Source organism: Schaalia sp. ZJ405 (genome assembly GCF_011038885.2).
Taxonomy (GTDB): domain Bacteria; phylum Actinomycetota; class Actinomycetes; order Actinomycetales; family Actinomycetaceae; genus Pauljensenia.
The window spans coordinates 1756203-1773612 of sequence record NZ_CP064952.1 but is presented as its reverse complement, the minus strand read 5'-3'; the positions used below and the strand labels follow the sequence as shown (position 1 = coordinate 1773612).

Here is a 17410-nt window from a genome sequence, read left to right as displayed (position 1 = left end):
GGGTTCGGCCGTTGCATGTCGGCCTCGTACATCAACGAGCCACGAGCAACGACACCCTCAGGCGCACGTCAGGTACGGTGGGTGCGTGAAACCCCTGGAAGCAGTGCAAGGAGGCACACAATGAGCGCTCCTCTCTTCGTGCGCGCAGCGGTACCCACCGACGGAGTCCAGCATGCCCGCGAGACATTCCGTCAGGCCTTCGGTTCGGACGCGACGGGAGTGTGGTCAGCTCCGGGACGACTGAACATCATCGGGGAGCACGTGGACTACTCCGGTGGACCGTGCCTTCCTATTGCGCTCCCGCATCGGGCATATCTCGCATTGTCTGCGCGCACAGACCGCAAGATCCGATTGGTATCGGCCCAATCTCAGGCAGCTGTGACCCTTCTCGATCTCGATGACATCGGTCCGAAAAGGAGTGCCGGGGAAGTGTCCGGGTGGAGCGCCTATCTTGCAGGCGTTGCCTGGGCTCTTGAAGAAGAGTACGGGCGTGACCACCCAGGTTTCGACGCTGCCCTGTGGTCGTGCGTCCCACAGGGCGGGGGCCTGTCCTCCTCTGCGGCCATTGAATGTTCACTCGCTGTGGCCCTTGACGAGGTGTGGGGCATCGGACTTGCCGGTTCATCGGCATCCCCAAATGGCCCGGGCCGCACACACCTCGCTCATTTCGCTATTCGCGCAGAAAATGAGGTGGCGGGAGCACGCACCGGCGGGCTTGACCAGAACGCGTCACTGCGCTGCCGTCAAGGCCACGCCCTCGCGCTGGACTGCCGAGATTTTTCCGCACGAGACGTTCCCTTCGACCTGGCAGCCGATGGCCTTGAAATCCTCATCATCGATACTCAGGTCTCCCATTCCCTCGCCGACGGACACTACGCCGCCAGACGCGCTGACTGTGAAGAGGCCGCTCGGATCCTCGGCGTTCACCAGCTCGTTGATGTTGACGACGTCGAGGCGGCGATGCGCGCGCTAGATTCTCAGCGGCTTCGTCGCCGTGTCCGCCACGTCCTCTCCGAAATTGCTCGGACTCGTGCCTTCGGGGATCTCCTTGACGCGGGGGCGTTGACGGGGACCCGCAGAGACGTTGCGCGTCTATTACTTGACGATTCACATGACTCTCTTCGAGATGACTTCGAGGTGTCCTGCCCCCAGCTCGATGTTGCCGTCGATACGGCACGCGCTGTCGGAGCATACGGAAGCCGCATGACAGGAGGAGGATTCGGGGGATCCGCCTTCGCCCTCGTCACACCGGAGATCACTCAAAGCGTGACTCGGGCCGTCGCCGACGCCTACGATGCGCGCGGGTGGCACTCGCCTCGCTTCATCCAGGCGCGACCAAGTGGTCCTGCCGCTCGGGAAGATGAGTGACGAGGACGAGCGGGCATCACCGGTCGAGGACATCACCGACGCATATCGACGCGCAGTCATTGACACGCGGAAAATGAAGCTGCGCCCAAGTGATGGCACAATTTCTCCATGCCTGAAAACACTCCCTGGGTTGTCCTTGGATTGGGAAACCCCGGCCCCGAATATGCCAATACGCGGCACAACGTCGGATATCTGACGGTCGACGTCCTCGCCACACGCATGGGAGAGTCCCTGAAAAGTCACCGGTCGCGCACACACATTGCCGATGGACGCTTAGGAATGCTTCCCGGGGGGATCCCAGGGCCGCGCGTGATCCTTGCCCGCTCGGACTCGTACATGAACACAACGGGTGGGCCAGTGGGGCGCCTGATGTCTTTCCTTGGGATTCCCCCCCAAAAGCTCCTCGTCATCCACGACGACCTCGATCTTCAAGCCCACGATCTGCGCCTGAAATTCTCCGGCGGCGAAGGCGGACACAACGGCCTCAAATCGCTGAGCCAAAACTTGGGAACGAAGGACTACCATCGTCTCCGCATCGGAATTGGGCGTCCCCCGGGTCGGCAAAACCCCGCGGACTATGTGCTCTCAGCTTTCCCGGTCAAAGATCGGCCCGACTGGGAGGTGACATTCGAGCAGGCAGCTGACGCTGTTGAAGACGTTGTCCTCAGCGGTTTCCTTGCCGCTCAGCAGAGCCTGCACTCCCGGTGACCTCGATCATTCCACGCCTCTGGGCAACCGGGACGAACGCTAAAGTGGGGGCCAACATCACCTGAGACAACAGTGGATCACACGGATCAGTCGGCCGCGCCCGACAAGCGGTGGACCACACGAAATCCGTGACAAAAGGAAGGCGCTGCGCGTGAAACTCAGCGGATTGTCCGAACTCATCGAAACGGACGCAGCACTTATGCAGTTCGTTGACTCGGTGAACGCCGGGCGCAGCGGCACGGTTGTGGCTTCCGGGGGAATCCGAGCCGCAGCAATCGCGTCAATCGCCCGCCACATCAACACGGATCAGGCGTCAATGTCCACGCATCCGGTTGTTGTCCTCACCGCAACGGGCCGTGACGCTGAAGCGATGACCGCTGCCCTCCAGTCATGGTGTGATGGCGTGGATATGCTCCCAGCGTGGGAAACCCTCCCACACGAGCGACTGTCCCCGCAGGTCGACACAATGGCGCGACGTATCGCCGTGTTCCGCAGGCTCGCCCATCCAATTGTCGGGGACTCCCACGCCGGCCCACTGCGCGTGCTGGTTGTTCCGATCCGCGCATTCTTGCAGCCGGTGATCGCCGGCCTCGGTGAACGCGAACCGATTCGTGTGCGCGAAGGCGACATTGTTGACCTCCCGACCCTCACGCAACAGCTCAGCGACCTGGGATACACCCGCACCGATATCGTCGAGGGGCGCGGTCAGTTCTCCGTGCGCGGCGGAATCCTCGATGTTTTCCCCCCTCAGGAACCGCATCCTCTGCGCGTCGAGCTATGGGGTGACGAGGTCGACGACATTCGAGCGTTCTCCATTCAGGATCAACGAGCATTGGGGAAGGCTCCGGACGGACTGTGGGCAACGGCATGTCGTGAACTCCTGTTGACGCAGGCGGTGCGCTCGCGGGCCCGTGACCTTGTGGATCAACTCCCCGGGGCAGCGGAAATGCTGGAGTTGGCAACCGAGGGAATTCCCGCTCCGGGCATTGAATCTCTTGCTCCACTTCTTGCCGACGGCATGGAACGCCTCATCGACCTCGTGCCCGAGACCTCTGCGGTGATCGCATGCGACCCTGAGCGTATTCGCGCACGGGCCGACGACCTTATCGCGACGACTGAAGAGTTCCTCCAGGCAGCATGGTCGGCGGCCGCCGGCGGGGGTGACGTCCCTCTGGAAGCGGGCGCGGCCTCGTTCATTCCCTTAAGTGAGCTGTGGGGGCTGGGGCAGCGCGCGTGGTGGGAGATGACGTCCCTACCTCCGGCTGAGCTGGCGTCTTTTAGGGGATCTGGGGACGAGGACGAGGCGGCAACATCCGTGGACGCGCGACCGGTGATCGCATCGACCACGCTCATGCAGATCGGGACGCGTGATGTTCATCCGTATCGCGGGGATTTCGACTTGGCGTGCCGTGATCTCAAGGCGCTATCACGCGATGGCTGGACGCTTGTTGTAACAACGGAAGGTCCGGGCCCGGGCCGTCGAATCCGGACGATCTTCACAGAAGCAGGGATCGGCGCGCGCGTCGTTGACGACATCTCACGCCAGCCACCCGTTGGAGCGGTGACGATCACAACCGCGCAGGCCGGTTCGGGTTTCGTTGCCTCAGATCTACGCCTGGCGATCATTACCGAGGGCGATCTCACGGGACGAGCAGGTGCAACGACTCGCGACATGCGCCGTATGCCGTCGAAACGCCGCAAGGGTGTGGATCCGCTGGCTCTTCATCCGGGCGATTTCATTGTCCATGAGCAGCACGGCATTGGGCGCTTCATCGAGCTTGCGACGCGAACGATGGGACGCGGAAACTCCCAGACAACTCGCGACTACATCGTTTTGGAATACGCGCCGTCCAAGCGCGGTCAACCGGGGGATCGCTTGTATGTTCCCACGGATTCCCTTGATCAGATCTCGAAGTATTCCGGTTCGGAGCAGCCGGTGTTGACGAAAATGGGGGGTGCTGATTGGGCTAAACGCAAAGCGAAGGCCCGTCAGGCCGTCAACGAGATCGCGAAGGAACTGATCCGCCTCTACGCCGCTCGTCAAGCAACGAAAGGGCATGCTTTCGCTCCTGATACCCCGTGGCAACGTGAACTAGAGGATGCCTTTCCCTACGTTGAAACTCCCGATCAGCTGGTGACAATTGACGAAGTCAAAGCTGACATGGAAAAACCCGTTCCGATGGATCGTCTTCTCACCGGTGACGTTGGTTACGGGAAGACAGAGATCGCGGTGCGCGCAGCTTTCAAGGCCATCCAGGACGGATGCCAAGTCGCCATCCTTGTGCCCACGACCCTGCTTGTTCAGCAGCACTACGAGACCTTTTCCGAGCGCTACGCGGGTTTCCCCGTGACGATCGGGACGCTGTCGCGTTTCTCCAGTGCGAAGGAAGCTGCGGAAGTTAAGGAAGGGTTGGCATCAGGCAGGGTTGACCTGGTGATCGGCACGCACGCGCTGCTCACGGGCGCGGTGTCTTTTAAGAATCTGGGGCTCGTTGTTATTGACGAGGAACAGCGTTTCGGTGTTGAGCATAAGGAAACGCTCAAGGCCATGCGCACGGACGTTGACGTGTTATCTATGTCGGCCACACCAATTCCGCGGACCCTGGAGATGGCGGTGTCGGGGATTCGTGAAATGTCGATCCTGCAGACCCCACCGGAGGAACGTCAACCCGTGTTGACTTTCGTTGGGGCGTCTACGGACGCACAGATTTCTGCGGCGATTCGCCGTGAACTTCTGCGTGACGGTCAGGTGTTCTTCGTTCACAATCGCGTCGACACGATCAATCGGGTTGCCACACATGTCCAGACCCTCGTGCCGGAGGCTCGTGTCCGCGTTGCACACGGCAAGCTGAGCGAACATCAACTTGAGGCCGTGATCGTTGACTTTTGGAATCACGAGTTCGATGTCCTTGTCTGCACAACAATCGTTGAGACGGGTCTGGATATCTCGAACGCAAACACCCTCATTGTTGATCGGGCGGATCGTTTCGGACTGTCGCAGCTCCACCAGTTGAGAGGCCGCGTGGGACGAGGGCGAGAACGCGCTTACGCGTACTTCTTCTACCCGGCTGATCAGACGCTGACAGAAACGGCTCATGAGCGGTTGAAAACGATCGCGGCGAATACGGATCTGGGATCGGGTTTGGCTGTTGCTCAAAAGGACCTGGAGATTCGTGGGGCGGGTAATCTTCTGGGCGGCGCTCAGTCCGGTCATGTCGAAGGGGTTGGCTTCGATATGTACGTGCGGATGGTCGCGGATGCGGTTGCCTTGTTCAAGGGTGAGAAACCCGCAGAAAAAGCCGATGTTCGCATTGATCTTGCCGTGGATGCGCACATCCCCGAGGACTATGTCACGGGTGAGCGTCTGCGTCTTGAGGTGTACGGGAAGATCGCCGCAGTGACCACTGCGCAAGAGGAAGCGGATGTGCGCGAGGAACTGACGGATCGCTACGGCCCGATTCCGCGCGAGGTGGATCTGCTTTTCGCTGTGGCTCGTTTGCGTGAAACCGTGCGCGGACTGGGAATCGAGGAGGTCGCCACTCAAGGCAAGTTCATTCGCGTTGGGCCCGTTGAACTACGCGACTCCCAGGTGATGCGTCTCAAACGTCTCTTCCCAGGTGCCGTCATTAAGGCGGCGGTTCGTCAGGTACTTGTTCCCGCTCCGCTCACCCAGAAGATCGGGGGAACACCTGTGAGCGATGAAGCTCTCTTGGAATGGGTTGATCATCTGGTCACTCGGGTGTTGGTGCCTTTCTCAGGGTGACTGCCTTACACTGTCAGTGGCCAACGAGGGTGAAAACGGAAGGATCACGCGTGATCAGTGTGAAGAAAATGGCGTTTGTCGCCGCCGTTGCGGCGGTGGCTCTGGGTGTGGGCGCATGCTCGGCTCGTCCTGGCACCGCTGCTGAAATCAATGGAACCCGTTACACGGACGCAGATGTGTCTTACGCCGCTGCGCAGTTCACAGAACTCACCGGAAAAGCGGCCTCGCCCTCGGCAATTGTTGCCGCCCTTCCGTCGATTGTTGCTCTCGAAGAGGCTGCGGCGCAGACAGATCTGTCGGTTTCCGATGAGGACGTCGTCAAAACTGTTGACGAGGCCATCGCTGCGGGAAATCTCAAGAAAGCGACATCGGAGCTGACGCCAACAACGATCATGCTTTTGCGTAACCAGCTTTTGGTTGCTCAGGTGCGAAATTCCCCAGCGGTCGACCAAATCGCCGAGCAGTTCAAGCAGATTGCTCAGCAGCAGGACGTGACGATGAACCCGCGCTATGGGACCGTCAATCAGATCACACGTCAGCTTGTTCCCCCAACTTTCGGTGACGTCAAGTCCCTCCAGGCTTTCGGCTCGCAGGCCAACGAAATGAACCCGGGTGACGGAGCTGACTCCGATAGCGGGAATTCTCAATCTCCTGAAACAGGGGAGTGACCGGAAGAACCGGCGATGAGGGGACATCACGCCCCCATGCAAGACTTACGTCCTACCCCGGGAAGCGCACATATGAGTACGTGCGTGAATGCTCCCTGGGCAAATTGTTGGGGATACCCGTCCTGGGTATGCCCAAACCCAAAGCCCGTACTAACGTTGTGACTGGATACAGTCCACGCAATTGATCGATTGGAGAATGACGTGGCAAGGATTGAGGCTATTGGCGCTCGCGAGATTCTAGACTCGCGCGGAAACCCGACCGTTGAGGTTGAGGTGCTGCTTGAGGACGGCGTGGTGGCACGCGCATCGGTTCCGTCCGGTGCCTCCACCGGCGCTTTCGAGGCGGTTGAGCTGCGCGACGGCGACAAGGGCCGTTACCTTGGCAAGGGCGTTGAGAACGCCGTGAGCAACATCGAAGAGATTATTGCTCCCGAACTGATTGACGAGGACGCCGCTGACCAGCGTGCAATTGATCAGCTGATGATCGACCTGGATGGCACTGACAACAAGGGCAAGCTGGGAGCCAACGCGATCCTCGGCGTGTCCCTGGCGGTGGCTCGCGCTGCCGCGACCTCGGCCGGTCTTGAGCTGTTCCAGTACCTCGGCGGACCGAACGCACATGTTCTGCCGGTTCCGATGATGAACATTCTCAACGGTGGATCCCACGCGGACACCAACGTTGATATCCAGGAATTCATGATCGCGCCGATCGGCTTCGATTCCTTCCGTGAGGCCCTGCGTTGCGGCGCCGAGGTGTACCACACCCTCAAGTCCGTGATCAAGGAGCGCGGCCTGTCCACGGGTCTTGGTGACGAGGGCGGCTTCGCACCGAACCTTGACTCTAACCGTGAAGCTCTTGAACTCATTGTCGAAGCCATCGAGAAGGCCGGCTACAAGCCGGGCGAAGATGTTGCTCTGGCGATGGACGTTGCCTCCACCGAGTTCTTTAACGCCGAGACGAAGACCTACCGCTTCGAGGGCGAAGACCGCGACACCGCGTTCATGGTGTCCTACTACGAGAAGCTCATCGCTGACTTCCCGATCGTGTCCATCGAGGATCCGCTGTCCGAGGACGAATGGGAAGACTGGAAGGCCCTCACCGACAAGATCGGTGACAAGGTTCAGCTGGTGGGTGACGACTTCTTCGTGACGAACCCGAAGCGTCTGGCCAAGGGCATTGAACTGGGTGCAGCGAACGCTCTGCTCGTCAAGGTCAACCAGATTGGTTCCCTCACCGAGACCCTTGAAGCCGTTGAGGAAGCACACCGCAACGGCTACCGTTCGATGACCTCTCACCGCTCCGGTGAGACCGAGGACACGACGATTGCCGATCTCGCTGTGGCCACGAACTCCGGTCAGATTAAGACCGGTGCTCCGGCTCGTTCCGAGCGCGTCGCGAAGTACAACCAGCTGCTCCGCATCGAGGAAATGCTCGGTGAGGCTGCGAAGTATGCGGGCCGTTCCGCGTTCCCGCGTTTCAAGGCCTGAGTTTTCGATGCTCGGCTCCTGCGATCAGCTTGATGCGGTGATCGCTCAGAGCTGAGAACACCTGGCTGCTTGAGCGAAAGGCCTCTGGGGTTGCTAAAGCAACCCCAGAGGCCTTTCCTTTGTATTTTCACGGATTTTGATGGAGCGTATCGAATAAAATCCCTGGAAATGTGATGTTTGACGCCCGGTTGTCACAGAGTTTCAGATCACGGGTTTGGCCGTGAAGCCACGCGATATGCCACGTAGGGTCGCTGGGTGAACGGGCACTAACCGGGTGCCCCGATGCCTCAAGCAGGAAACCATGAACCTTCGACGCCAAGCCATCTTTGTCATCACTGCACTTTTCGTGACACTCGGCCTTGCCGCATGTTCCACAGGTTCAGGTAGCGGGACCAATGAGTCAGCCGAGGCGAAGAATGGGGAGAGGACTTCAGCAGACGGACTCATTGACGATGGTGTTCTCGCCGTCGGCGTTCCCACATTCCCGCCGTTCATCGGCCTGGACAACGGTGAAATCACCGGACCGGAAGGGAAAATTCTCAACGAAATTGCCTCCCTTAATGGGTGGACCATTAAGGCACAGCCCTATGACTTTGCCGCCCTGATCCCGGCGGTCCAACAGGGGCGTATTGATATTGGAATGGGGTCGTTGTTTAGAACGAAAGAGCGTGCCGCATCGGTGGACTTCAGCGACCCGATCTATATCGAACCGGGCTCGATTATTTCGAGGGAAGGGTATTCCTCGGTCAGAGATCTCGTTGACGTCAAGGTCGGTACGGTTCAGGGCTTCAACTGGGTGGACGATGTCAATACGGTCCTCGGCGGAGACCTCAAACAGTATCCATCGTCGGCTGAACTCAAAGCCGACCTTGAATCGGGCCGCTTGGATGCGGCGATCGACTCTCACGGCACCGCCCTCTACCTTTATGCAGGCTCGGACTATGTGGTGAAAGTCATTGAGCCAGATGACGAGATCGAAGCGTCAACAAACCCCGGTCAAACAGGGATTATTTTGCACAAGGGCAATGCTGCGCTTGCCAAGAAACTGAACTCCGCAATCGCAACGCTCCATGACAACGGTTTTATCGCGAAGGTTCTCAAAGATGCCGGTCTCGATCCGGATGCCGCGACCATTGGGGAACCGAGCTTCCTATGAGCGATTCACCGTTGACACCTATGAGCGTTGACCATCACGTTGACATCCACCGCCTACGAGCCCTCATCAACGAGTTTTCATCATTCGGTTCGACCCCCGCTGGTGGGCTTAACCGTACTGCCCTGAGTACAGACGACTTCGCGGTGCGTGATCACCTGTTGTCAATCGCGCAGCGTCACAGCTGGGAATGGGGAATCGATGAAATGGGAAATATCTTCATCACCCGATGGGGAAGCGACCCCCAGGCTGCACCCGTGTTCATTGGTTCCCATCTGGATTCTCAACCTGGCGGTGGACGATTTGACGGATCGTACGGAGTGATCGCTGGGCTGCTTGTCCTTGAAACCCTTGAGATGCGCGGAATTGTCACGCGGCGACCAGTGACGGTTGTTGATTGGACAAACGAGGAGGGCGCAGTGTTCTCTCCGTCAATGATGGGTTCGGCAGTTTACGCCGGACAGCTCGCATCATCAGCGGCGAAGAACGCAGTTAATGGCGATGGTTTAAGCGTCGCCGAGGCGCTTGCTAGCTGGCGAAAGCTACCGTCAGGGGCTGAGCCTCGTGCCCCACACTCCTATGTTGAGCTTCACATCGAGCAGGGGCCAATTCTTGAAAGTCGTGGGCAGGTCGTCGCGGCGGTCCGTGGTGTTCAAGGGATCAGCCAGTTCGATCTGATCTTCTCAGGGCAGGCAGCTCACGCAGGAACAACTCCGGTTGAGCTCCGAAGGGATGCGCTTGTCGTCGCATCACGTGTCGTCATTGCCGCAGATCAAGCGATGCGTGAAGACGCGAAACTTCGGGTGACCGTTGGAGACCTTTCGGTTCGTCCCGGAGCGCGCAATGTCGTTCCCGCTCAGGCGAGCTTGCACATCGACCTGCGGCATCCCGACCGGCGTGCACAGCGCCAGTGGGTTGACACGCTGGTGGAGCGCGCGCGTAAGGAAGCGGAACAATCTGGAGTCACCGTCGATGTTCACCACGTCCTCGATCAGGCTCCGCTCTCGTTTGATGAATCCATCATCGAGATCATTCAGAGGGCAATCGACCATCTGGGGCTTTCGGGGACCGTTCTCGATTCGGGCGCTGGCCATGATGCCATGCAGATCAGTTCGATTGCTCCAACGGGAATGATCTTCATTCCGTGTGTTGGCGGCATCTCCCATGCGGAAGCTGAGGACATCACCGATGAGTGGGCACACGCTGGAGCCGAGGTCCTCTTTGAGACAGTTGTGGAGTTAGCACGATGACCACGTCAAACCTCTCTGATATTCACCTGTCGATTCGTCACCTGACGAAGAAATATGGGGACGTCACCGTTGTCGATGGTGTGAACTTTGACGCTCCAAGAGGACAAGTGACAGCGATCATCGGGCCATCCGGGGGTGGAAAATCCACTCTGCTTCGATGCATCAACCTCTTGGAAACGCCAGACAGTGGCACCGTGACGATCGGTGAGCGCGTGCACCGCGGAGGGGAGAGAATTCCCGAGGCTCAGCTACGTCAACTCAGAGCAAAAACAGGGATGGTGTTCCAAAGCTATGAGCTTTTCGGGCATCTCAGCGTCCTCGATAATGTGACCCTGGCTCAGCGACGCGTCCTTAAACGAACCCCACAGGAAGCAACCGAACGTGCGCGGATGCTGCTTGAACGGGTCGGTCTTGCTGACAAAGCCGATTCCTCACCCGGGGAGCTATCAGGTGGTCAGCAACAGCGCGTGGCCATTGCGCGGACCCTGGCCCTTGATCCAGAGGTCCTGCTTTTTGATGAGCCAACATCGGCTCTTGATCCGGAACTCTCAGCAGAGGTTCGTGCAGTGATCCGTGATCTCGCAAAAGACGGACGCACGATGCTCGTTGTGACTCATGATCAAGACTTCGCCAGGGACGTTGCTGACCGTTTGACGGTGATGGTTGACGGCGTGCTCTTCACTCGGGAGGAACTGTTGTCCGAGGCCCCGGCAATCGAGAATCGATCGCAGGAGCATGAGCAGTGTGGAGATCAGCGGTTGCGCGCTCGGGCCTACATTCAACGAATCGCGGCCCGATCATGAAAGAGATTCTCTTCGCAATCATTCAGGGGCTGCCGTTGACAGTGCTACTGACAGGTGTCTCATTCGCGCTGGGAATAGGGGTCGCGTTGATCCTCATCCTCGCGCAGCGCACCCGAATCGCACCGATCGGGTGGATTGCTCGGATCCTCATTGACCTTCTGCGTGGCATTCCCATCCTCGTGTGGCTTTTCCTGCTCTACTTCGGCGTCAAGATCGGCACCTTCGTTTTTGATCCGCTGCCCGCAGCACTTGTGGTTCTCGGCGTGACTTCAGGTGCTCATCTTGCCGAAACAGGACGCGTCGCCCTCGAGGCTGTTCCTCCACACCAGTGGGAATCCGCGCGTGCACTTGGCTTGAGTCGATCAGACACCTTCTGGCGGGTTCTTGCCCCACAGGCAGCACGAATCGCATTGCCATCCGTAACGACCTTCGCGTTGGTTCTCCTCAAGGACACGTCGATCCCTTCGGTAATCGGTGTCATGGATATTTCTTTCCACACCACCCAGGTGGCACGAACAACGGGTAGCCCCCTGAATGCCTATCTTGCAGCCGTGGTCTGTTATCTCATCGCATCGATCCCACTTGCTCTTGTCTCGCGGACCCTCGCACCTGCACGCCAGGAGTCAGAACAATGAGCCTCAGCCTCGTCGATGTATTTCCAGATCTTCTCCACGGACTGCTTGTCTCCCTCCAACTGACTGCCGTCTCATCCCTCGTTGGCGTGATTCTTGGGTTCCTTGCGGCCTTAGCGGTGGGTTCGCGTTCGCGCATCCTCGCGGCAATTGTCGTGGTTCTCGTTGAAGTTGGAAGAGGGACACCGGTGATTGTCATGCTCCAGCTGGTGTATTTTGGCCTCCCTCAGGCCGGACTCACTCTGGACGCGCTGCCGGCTGCATGGGTTGCGCTCAGCGCAACGACGGCGGCGTACTCCTCCGAGATTTTGCGTGGAGCGATGGATGCAGTGCCGATTCGACAACGTGAGGCGGCACGCGCCTTGGGAATGAGTCGTCGCCACGTGCTCTGCGATGTCGTAATCCCCCAAGCGGCCACAACGGCGGCAGCACCTCTCCTTGGGTTTCTCGTCCAAATGTTCCAGGCGACGTCGCTGGCTTTTGCACTCTCAGTCCCAGAGCTTCTCTCACGTGCGTACGACATTGGAACGCGGACCTTTCACTTCCTTCCCGCACTGTCAGCAGCCGGGGTGCTCTACGCGTTCGTCTGCATTCCTCTGATGCATGTGGTTCGCCGCCTCGAAGGGAAAAACACAGCGAACCGTCTGCGTGTCGCTGTTGCAACGAAATGAAAGGATCACCAATGTCTGCACACACGAATGGCATCGGCGATGTCCCGATCCTTGTCAAAAGAGAGATTGAGGCGCGTGCGCTCGCCCCGGTGTATCGCGCAATAGTTCGTGAACTCGGCGAGGAACGTGCCCGAGCAATCCTCTCCGAGGCCGTCCGGGAGCTTGCCATTGCCGAGGGAGCTGCGTTCGCTGATCGGGTGGATGGACAGACATCAATGCGGACGTTCATCGACATTCAGGACCTGTGGACCGCGGATAACGCCCTGACTCACGATGTGCTGACCGCCGATGATGAGCACTACGACTACAAGGTCACTCACTGCGCCTACGCAGACATGTACGAGCGTCTGGGTCTACGTGACTTAGGGACGATCCTTTCGTGCCAGCGTGACTATGAGTTCATCGAAGGATATGACGACGATATCGTGTTGGATCGCTCGCCCTCGATCATGATGGGAAACGATCACTGCTTGTTTAGGTATCGCCTCAGGTCAGATGATGGTGACGCGGAGTCAACCACCGAAGCTGACTAAAAACGTCAACGCGGAAAACTCGTGGGAAAAGTCGCTGACCGGGAGATTCCCGCGAGTCGCCGCGCTATCGGCTCATTCCTGCGGCACGATGTTCACCATGACCGAAAGTTCTCGAAGCGGACGCCCGCACGCCCCCAAGCGTCCTCGCCGCACGGGAACTTTCACGCCCTCTCAGAGGGAAACTCCGCGTGAGCGGAAACCTCGTGAATCCGGTTCCTCTGATGAACGCAAACCCCGTGAGGCTGTGTCCTCTCAGGGGCGCAAGACCCGCGAAGCTGCGTCGTCTCGTCAGCAGCACCGTGCGCGTTTTAGGGAACGCCAGGCCCTGCGTTCCCAAGGGCGAACGGCGGGTGGTGAGCACACAACGGATCCAGAAAAGCACACATCAGGCCGCGAGCGCACAGCGGGCCGCGACCGAAAAAATTCCCGTCGGGTTCGAGAAGGGCGTTCCTTCCTTGTCGGCGGGCTTGAAATCTCTGTGCGTTTCCTTGTTGTGGGGATGCTTGCCGCTGTGCTTGGAGTTCTTCTGATTCCCAACCTCGTTCAGTGGTGGAATCAGGAGCAGGATTTACGCGACATCAAGGCGCGTGTTGCTGCCGCTCAGGAACGTAATAAACAGATGGAACGGGATCTTGATTTGTGGAAAAATCCCGACTACATCGCCTCGCAGGCACGTGAACGCCTGGGATATGTCAAGAGGGGGGAAACCCAGTACACGGTTGTTGACCCCGGTGATGATTACCAGGATGAGGCTCAGGTCAACGCCGCACCTGACGCCGGCCCCGCTCGCCCGTGGCTCCAGGTCGTCGGTATTCTTCTTCACGAGGCGGATCAGCCTCAAGAGACGGCTCAGCCTGTTTCAGGACTCAATGAGGGGCAGTCGGCGGACTCGTCCTCGGCCCCTCAAAAGGGTCAATGATCAGGTGAAGTGCGGGAGGAAACTGCGGTGACAACGGCTGACGGATTGACGAGCGAGGACACCGGCACGCACGATGCGTCGTGGACGCTCACGGAGGCTGACCTCCAGGTACTTGAAGAACAACTGGGACGCATCCCCCGAGGAGTTGTAGGCATCGCAGCGAGATGCGTGTGTGGACGGCCAACGGTTGTTGCCACCGCGCCGAGGCTTGAGGACGGCTCTCCGTTCCCCACGACTTTCTACCTCACGCACCCGGGGGCGGTGAAGGGATGTTCGACCTTGGAAGCTGAGCAGGTGATGGAATTTCTCAACGAGATGCTTGCTCGCGATGAGTCAATTCGGGAACGCTACGCGCTGGCGCATGAAGATTATCTTCGTCGGCGCTCAGCCCTTGGTGAGGTCGAGGAAATCGCCGGGATCTCTGCCGGAGGAATGCCGACGCGCGTCAAATGTCTTCATGCGCTTGTGGGTCATGCGCTTGCCGCAGGGCGCGGCGTCAATCCCATTGGTGACTGGGCGCTAGACGAGATGGTCAGGCGGGGACTGTGGCATCCCGACAGGTGTTCGTGCTGAGCGCCGGGTGACGCGGTGCTGCCGTGGTATTAACGAGGACGACGCCGCAATCTGGTGCGATCATGACGAACCTCGCAATATATAGACCAATAGATGCTCCTCGCGCAGTCAATGTCCGCACGTGACCTACCTGTGACTGGAGTCTTCTCACATGCCGATGCGGTGACATTGAATCCGTGGTTCGGGCAGCGTGTGGGAGAATCTTCGGGTGACTCGCGTAGCTGCTATTGACTGTGGAACAAATTCGATCCGGCTTCTTGTTGCCGATGTCGAACCGGGAGACCCCGATGGTCGTCCCCGCATTTCGGACCTCACGCGTCAGATGCGGATCGTGCGGTTAGGACAAGATGTCGACCGCACGGGGGTGCTTGATCCGCAGGCCATTGAACGCACCGTGGAAGCGGCGACCGAATATCGCCGAATGATTGAGAGGCTCGGAGCGGAAAAAATTCGCTTTGTTGCAACGTCAGCTAGCAGGGATGCTCGCAACCGTGATGACTTTGTGCAGGCCATTCGCCAGGTGCTTGGAGTTGAACCCGAAGTCATTGAGGGAACGGAAGAGGCCTCTCTCTCCTTCGCCGGAGCGGTGACGGGTCTGAGCGATGGAGCTGCCATGCCGATGCTCGTTGTTGATATCGGCGGTGGGTCCACGGAATTTGTTCTCGGATCAACAAGCGTCCGGCAGGCAATCTCGGTGGATATGGGAGGGGTGCGAGTCACGGAGAAATTCTTCTCCCAGTGCCCACCGGATCAGGGAATCCCCGAAACTGCTCAACATCAAGCTATTGAATGGATTGATGGCCAGTTAGATGCGGCGGCTCGGGTCGTTGACTTCCCGAAAGTCAAAACCCTCGTCGGAGTGGCAGGAACTGTGACAACGGTGACGGCGCAGGCGCTGGGCCTGACCTCCTATCAGCCTGAACGTATCCACGGGGCGCGTCTGAGCCTCGACACGGTGAGCGAGGCCGTGCGTTTCATGGTGGATCAACCGATTCCAGTCAAGGCAGCACTGGGATTTATGCCGCAGGGACGCGAGGACGTCATCGCCGCTGGCTCGTTGATCTGGAGTCGGATCGTTGCACGCGTTGTCGCCGAAGCCGCAACTGAGGGCACGGTCATTGATCACACAGTGACGTCGGAACATGACATTCTCGACGGGATTGCTCTGTCCATGATGTGAACGTCGAGGAGATCAAGCCGCAGCTTGCTAGACTTGCCGGCGTTGCCCCCGTAGCCCAATTGGCAGAGGCAGCTGACTTAAAATCAGCGTGTTGCGGGTTCGAATCCCGCCGGGGGTACGTGAGGATGCGCGGGCGGTTTCGTCCCTGGTTTTCCCCGGAGTGATGTGCCGAGGAAGTTTTCGTTGTGCGCCAGTACGTGTCAACGTGCGACGATAGAGCACAGTATCGCAAGATCATCACGCAACCCCAGGAGGCTGCACGCCTATGGCAAACCCCGTTTTTGACCGCCTTGAAACCGAATGGGCACGTACGACACCACCATCACGTACCCCCAACGGGTACCCCACGATGCCCGGATACCAGCCAGGTCAGGCACACCCCTCTTCCACAGGGGGAGCCGTCGCAGGGAACGTCCCTGAGTACGCCTCGCAAAACCCGCAAGGAAACGCCGGGGCTCCGGTTCCGGGGAACGCCACCTCAGCTGAGGACATGCGTTCCTTCGAGCACATGATGAGCGCCCCATCGGCCGATGCTGTTGATCGCGGTGCACTGACCTACGACGACGTCATTGTCAAAACAGGGATCTCTCTGCTGCTTCTCCTTGCCGGGGCAACGGTGGGTGGGTGGCTGTGCCTGACGAACCCCGGCCTCGCTGTGGTCCTCGCGGCAGGAGGGTCGATCCTCGCGCTCGTTGTCGCCCTGGTCAACACCTTCTCGAAGACAATTCGTCCGGCGATGGTTCTTCTCTACGCCGTCCTCGAGGGCCTTGCACTGGGTGCGATCTCGATGGTGTTGGAAGCAGTCTTCCCCGGAATCGTCATCCAAGCGGTCCTCGCAACGCTCGTTGTCTTCCTCGTGACGCTGGGGCTTTTTGCTTCCGGCAAGGTCCGTAACTCTCCGAAGCTCGCACGTTTCGCCTTGATCTCGCTCATCGGCATCGTCGTCTACCGGCTCGCCGCGTGGGTGCTGTCTTTTGTTGCCCCGGGGCTCATCGGTGGTTTCGAGTCCATGTCGATCCTCGGGATTCCGCTGGGAGTAATCATCGGAGTCTTCGCCGTTTTCGTCGGTGCGGTCTGCCTGATCCAGGACTTCGATAACGTTCGCGAGGGCGTCGAACGCGCAGTTCCCCGCAGCTACGCCTGGTCGTGTGCCTTCGGTCTGATGCTGACAATCGTGTGGATGTACGTGGAAATTCTCCGTATCCTGTCCTATCTACGCAGCGAGTGACTCGCAAAGTAATTTGTCGTCTCACAAGTGAGGAACAATGGAAAACATTACGGTGACCGGTGATTTCGGTCGTAAACCAGAGCTGTCCTTCGAGAATTCCCCGTCGGATGAGCTCCTCGTTGAGGTTCTCTTAGAGGGTGATGGCCAGGTCGTTGAAGCCGGCGACACCATCCACTGCCACTACCTCGGTCAGGTCTTTGACGGCGAGGTCTTCGACAATTCCTACGACCGCGGCCAGGCACTGTCCTTCCAGATCGGTGTGGGCATGGTGATTCGCGGATGGGATGACGGCCTCGTTGGTCAGCGCGTCGGATCACGGGTTCTTCTGTCGATCCCTTCCGAGTACGGCTACGGGGACCGAGGAGTCCCGCAGGCGGGGATTCGCGGCGGTGACACTCTCGTGTTCGTCACCGACATCATCGGAGTTTCCGAGTAGCTTTCACGCTCCATCGCCGTATTGTCGAGGACGAGGA

16 protein-coding genes and 1 tRNA gene are annotated in these 17410 nt (G+C 59.1%); all 17 read left to right on the top strand.

Annotated elements, in window-relative coordinates; all coding sequences use genetic code 11:
• Window positions 1–120 precede the first annotated feature (120 nt).
• The 17 genes from galK to G7Y41_RS07390 all read left to right on the top strand — a co-directional run bounded on the left by galK (window position 121) and on the right by G7Y41_RS07390 (window position 17373).
• Entirely contained in the window at window positions 121–1368 is a 1248-nt protein-coding gene (galK, locus tag G7Y41_RS07470; RefSeq protein WP_165315893.1) for a galactokinase, read from the top strand.
• A 108-nt stretch (window positions 1369–1476) separates the two neighbouring features.
• Window positions 1477–2076: an aminoacyl-tRNA hydrolase gene (gene pth, locus G7Y41_RS07465; RefSeq protein ID WP_165315892.1), complete on the top strand. Its 600-nt coding sequence runs from the start codon at window positions 1477–1479 to the stop codon at window positions 2074–2076.
• A 151-nt stretch (window positions 2077–2227) separates the two neighbouring features.
• Window positions 2228–5839, top strand: coding sequence for a transcription-repair coupling factor (gene mfd / locus G7Y41_RS07460; RefSeq protein WP_165315891.1), 3612 nt, complete (start codon window positions 2228–2230; stop codon window positions 5837–5839).
• Between the two features lie 50 nt (window positions 5840–5889).
• Complete coding sequence (locus tag G7Y41_RS07455) at window positions 5890–6507, top strand: hypothetical protein (RefSeq protein ID WP_165315890.1); 618 nt, start codon at window positions 5890–5892, stop codon at window positions 6505–6507.
• A gap of 201 nt (window positions 6508–6708) precedes the next feature.
• A complete protein-coding gene (gene eno, locus G7Y41_RS07450; protein WP_165216231.1) occupies window positions 6709–7995 on the top strand; it encodes a phosphopyruvate hydratase in 1287 nt (428 codons plus the stop codon).
• A gap of 301 nt (window positions 7996–8296) precedes the next feature.
• On the top strand, window positions 8297–9151 hold the full coding sequence (locus G7Y41_RS07445) for an ABC transporter substrate-binding protein (protein WP_165315889.1): 855 nt from the start codon (window positions 8297–8299) through the stop codon (window positions 9149–9151).
• Window positions 9148–10398, top strand: a complete 1251-nt coding sequence (locus G7Y41_RS07440; protein ID WP_165315888.1) for a M20 family metallo-hydrolase — start codon at window positions 9148–9150, stop codon at window positions 10396–10398. The genes G7Y41_RS07445 and G7Y41_RS07440 overlap by 4 nt, the downstream gene beginning before the upstream one ends.
• Window positions 10395–11201, top strand: a complete 807-nt coding sequence (locus tag G7Y41_RS07435) for an amino acid ABC transporter ATP-binding protein (RefSeq protein ID WP_165315887.1) — start codon at window positions 10395–10397, stop codon at window positions 11199–11201. The genes G7Y41_RS07440 and G7Y41_RS07435 overlap by 4 nt, the downstream gene beginning before the upstream one ends.
• Entirely contained in the window at window positions 11198–11836 is a 639-nt protein-coding gene (locus G7Y41_RS07430; RefSeq protein WP_165216219.1) for an amino acid ABC transporter permease, read from the top strand. The genes G7Y41_RS07435 and G7Y41_RS07430 overlap by 4 nt, the downstream gene beginning before the upstream one ends.
• Complete coding sequence (locus tag G7Y41_RS07425) at window positions 11833–12504, top strand: amino acid ABC transporter permease (RefSeq protein WP_165315886.1); 672 nt, start codon at window positions 11833–11835, stop codon at window positions 12502–12504. The genes G7Y41_RS07430 and G7Y41_RS07425 overlap by 4 nt, the downstream gene beginning before the upstream one ends.
• Before the next feature lie 11 nt (window positions 12505–12515).
• Window positions 12516–13037: an L-2-amino-thiazoline-4-carboxylic acid hydrolase gene (locus tag G7Y41_RS07420; RefSeq protein ID WP_165315885.1), complete on the top strand. Its 522-nt coding sequence runs from the start codon at window positions 12516–12518 to the stop codon at window positions 13035–13037.
• Between the two features lie 97 nt (window positions 13038–13134).
• Window positions 13135–13956: an FtsB family cell division protein gene (locus G7Y41_RS07415; RefSeq protein ID WP_165315884.1), complete on the top strand. Its 822-nt coding sequence runs from the start codon at window positions 13135–13137 to the stop codon at window positions 13954–13956.
• A 45-nt stretch (window positions 13957–14001) separates the two neighbouring features.
• Window positions 14002–14529, top strand: coding sequence for a DUF501 domain-containing protein (locus G7Y41_RS07410; RefSeq protein WP_165315915.1), 528 nt, complete (start codon window positions 14002–14004; stop codon window positions 14527–14529).
• A gap of 208 nt (window positions 14530–14737) precedes the next feature.
• Window positions 14738–15709 carry a Ppx/GppA phosphatase family protein gene (locus tag G7Y41_RS07405; protein ID WP_165315883.1) on the top strand — a complete coding sequence of 324 codons (972 nt, stop codon included), beginning with the start codon at window positions 14738–14740 and terminating at the stop codon, window positions 15707–15709.
• Window positions 15710–15753: 44 nt separating this feature from the next.
• Window positions 15754–15827: transfer RNA gene (locus tag G7Y41_RS07400), tRNA-Leu, on the top strand.
• Between the two features lie 147 nt (window positions 15828–15974).
• Window positions 15975–16937, top strand: a complete 963-nt coding sequence (locus G7Y41_RS07395) for a Bax inhibitor-1/YccA family protein (protein WP_165216208.1) — start codon at window positions 15975–15977, stop codon at window positions 16935–16937.
• A 37-nt stretch (window positions 16938–16974) separates the two neighbouring features.
• The gene (locus G7Y41_RS07390; RefSeq protein ID WP_165315882.1) at window positions 16975–17373 is read left to right on the top strand and encodes an FKBP-type peptidyl-prolyl cis-trans isomerase; all 399 of its coding nucleotides are present in this window, start codon (window positions 16975–16977) and stop codon (window positions 17371–17373) included.
• Window positions 17374–17410: the final 37 nt, after the last annotated feature.

Coding starts and splice junctions, on each gene's coding strand:
- galK (WP_165315893.1), top strand. CDS start 121: ATGAGCGCTCCTCTCTTCGTGCGCGCAGCGGTACCCACCGACGGAGTC.
- pth (WP_165315892.1), top strand. CDS start 1,477: ATGCCTGAAAACACTCCCTGGGTTGTCCTTGGATTGGGAAACCCCGGC.
- G7Y41_RS07445 (WP_165315889.1), top strand. CDS start 8,297: ATGAACCTTCGACGCCAAGCCATCTTTGTCATCACTGCACTTTTCGTG.
- G7Y41_RS07440 (WP_165315888.1), top strand. CDS start 9,148: ATGAGCGATTCACCGTTGACACCTATGAGCGTTGACCATCACGTTGAC.
- G7Y41_RS07435 (WP_165315887.1), top strand. CDS start 10,395: ATGACCACGTCAAACCTCTCTGATATTCACCTGTCGATTCGTCACCTG.
- G7Y41_RS07430 (WP_165216219.1), top strand. CDS start 11,198: ATGAAAGAGATTCTCTTCGCAATCATTCAGGGGCTGCCGTTGACAGTG.
- G7Y41_RS07425 (WP_165315886.1), top strand. CDS start 11,833: ATGAGCCTCAGCCTCGTCGATGTATTTCCAGATCTTCTCCACGGACTG.
- G7Y41_RS07420 (WP_165315885.1), top strand. CDS start 12,516: ATGTCTGCACACACGAATGGCATCGGCGATGTCCCGATCCTTGTCAAA.
- G7Y41_RS07415 (WP_165315884.1), top strand. CDS start 13,135: ATGACCGAAAGTTCTCGAAGCGGACGCCCGCACGCCCCCAAGCGTCCT.
- G7Y41_RS07395 (WP_165216208.1), top strand. CDS start 15,975: ATGGCAAACCCCGTTTTTGACCGCCTTGAAACCGAATGGGCACGTACG.
- G7Y41_RS07390 (WP_165315882.1), top strand. CDS start 16,975: ATGGAAAACATTACGGTGACCGGTGATTTCGGTCGTAAACCAGAGCTG.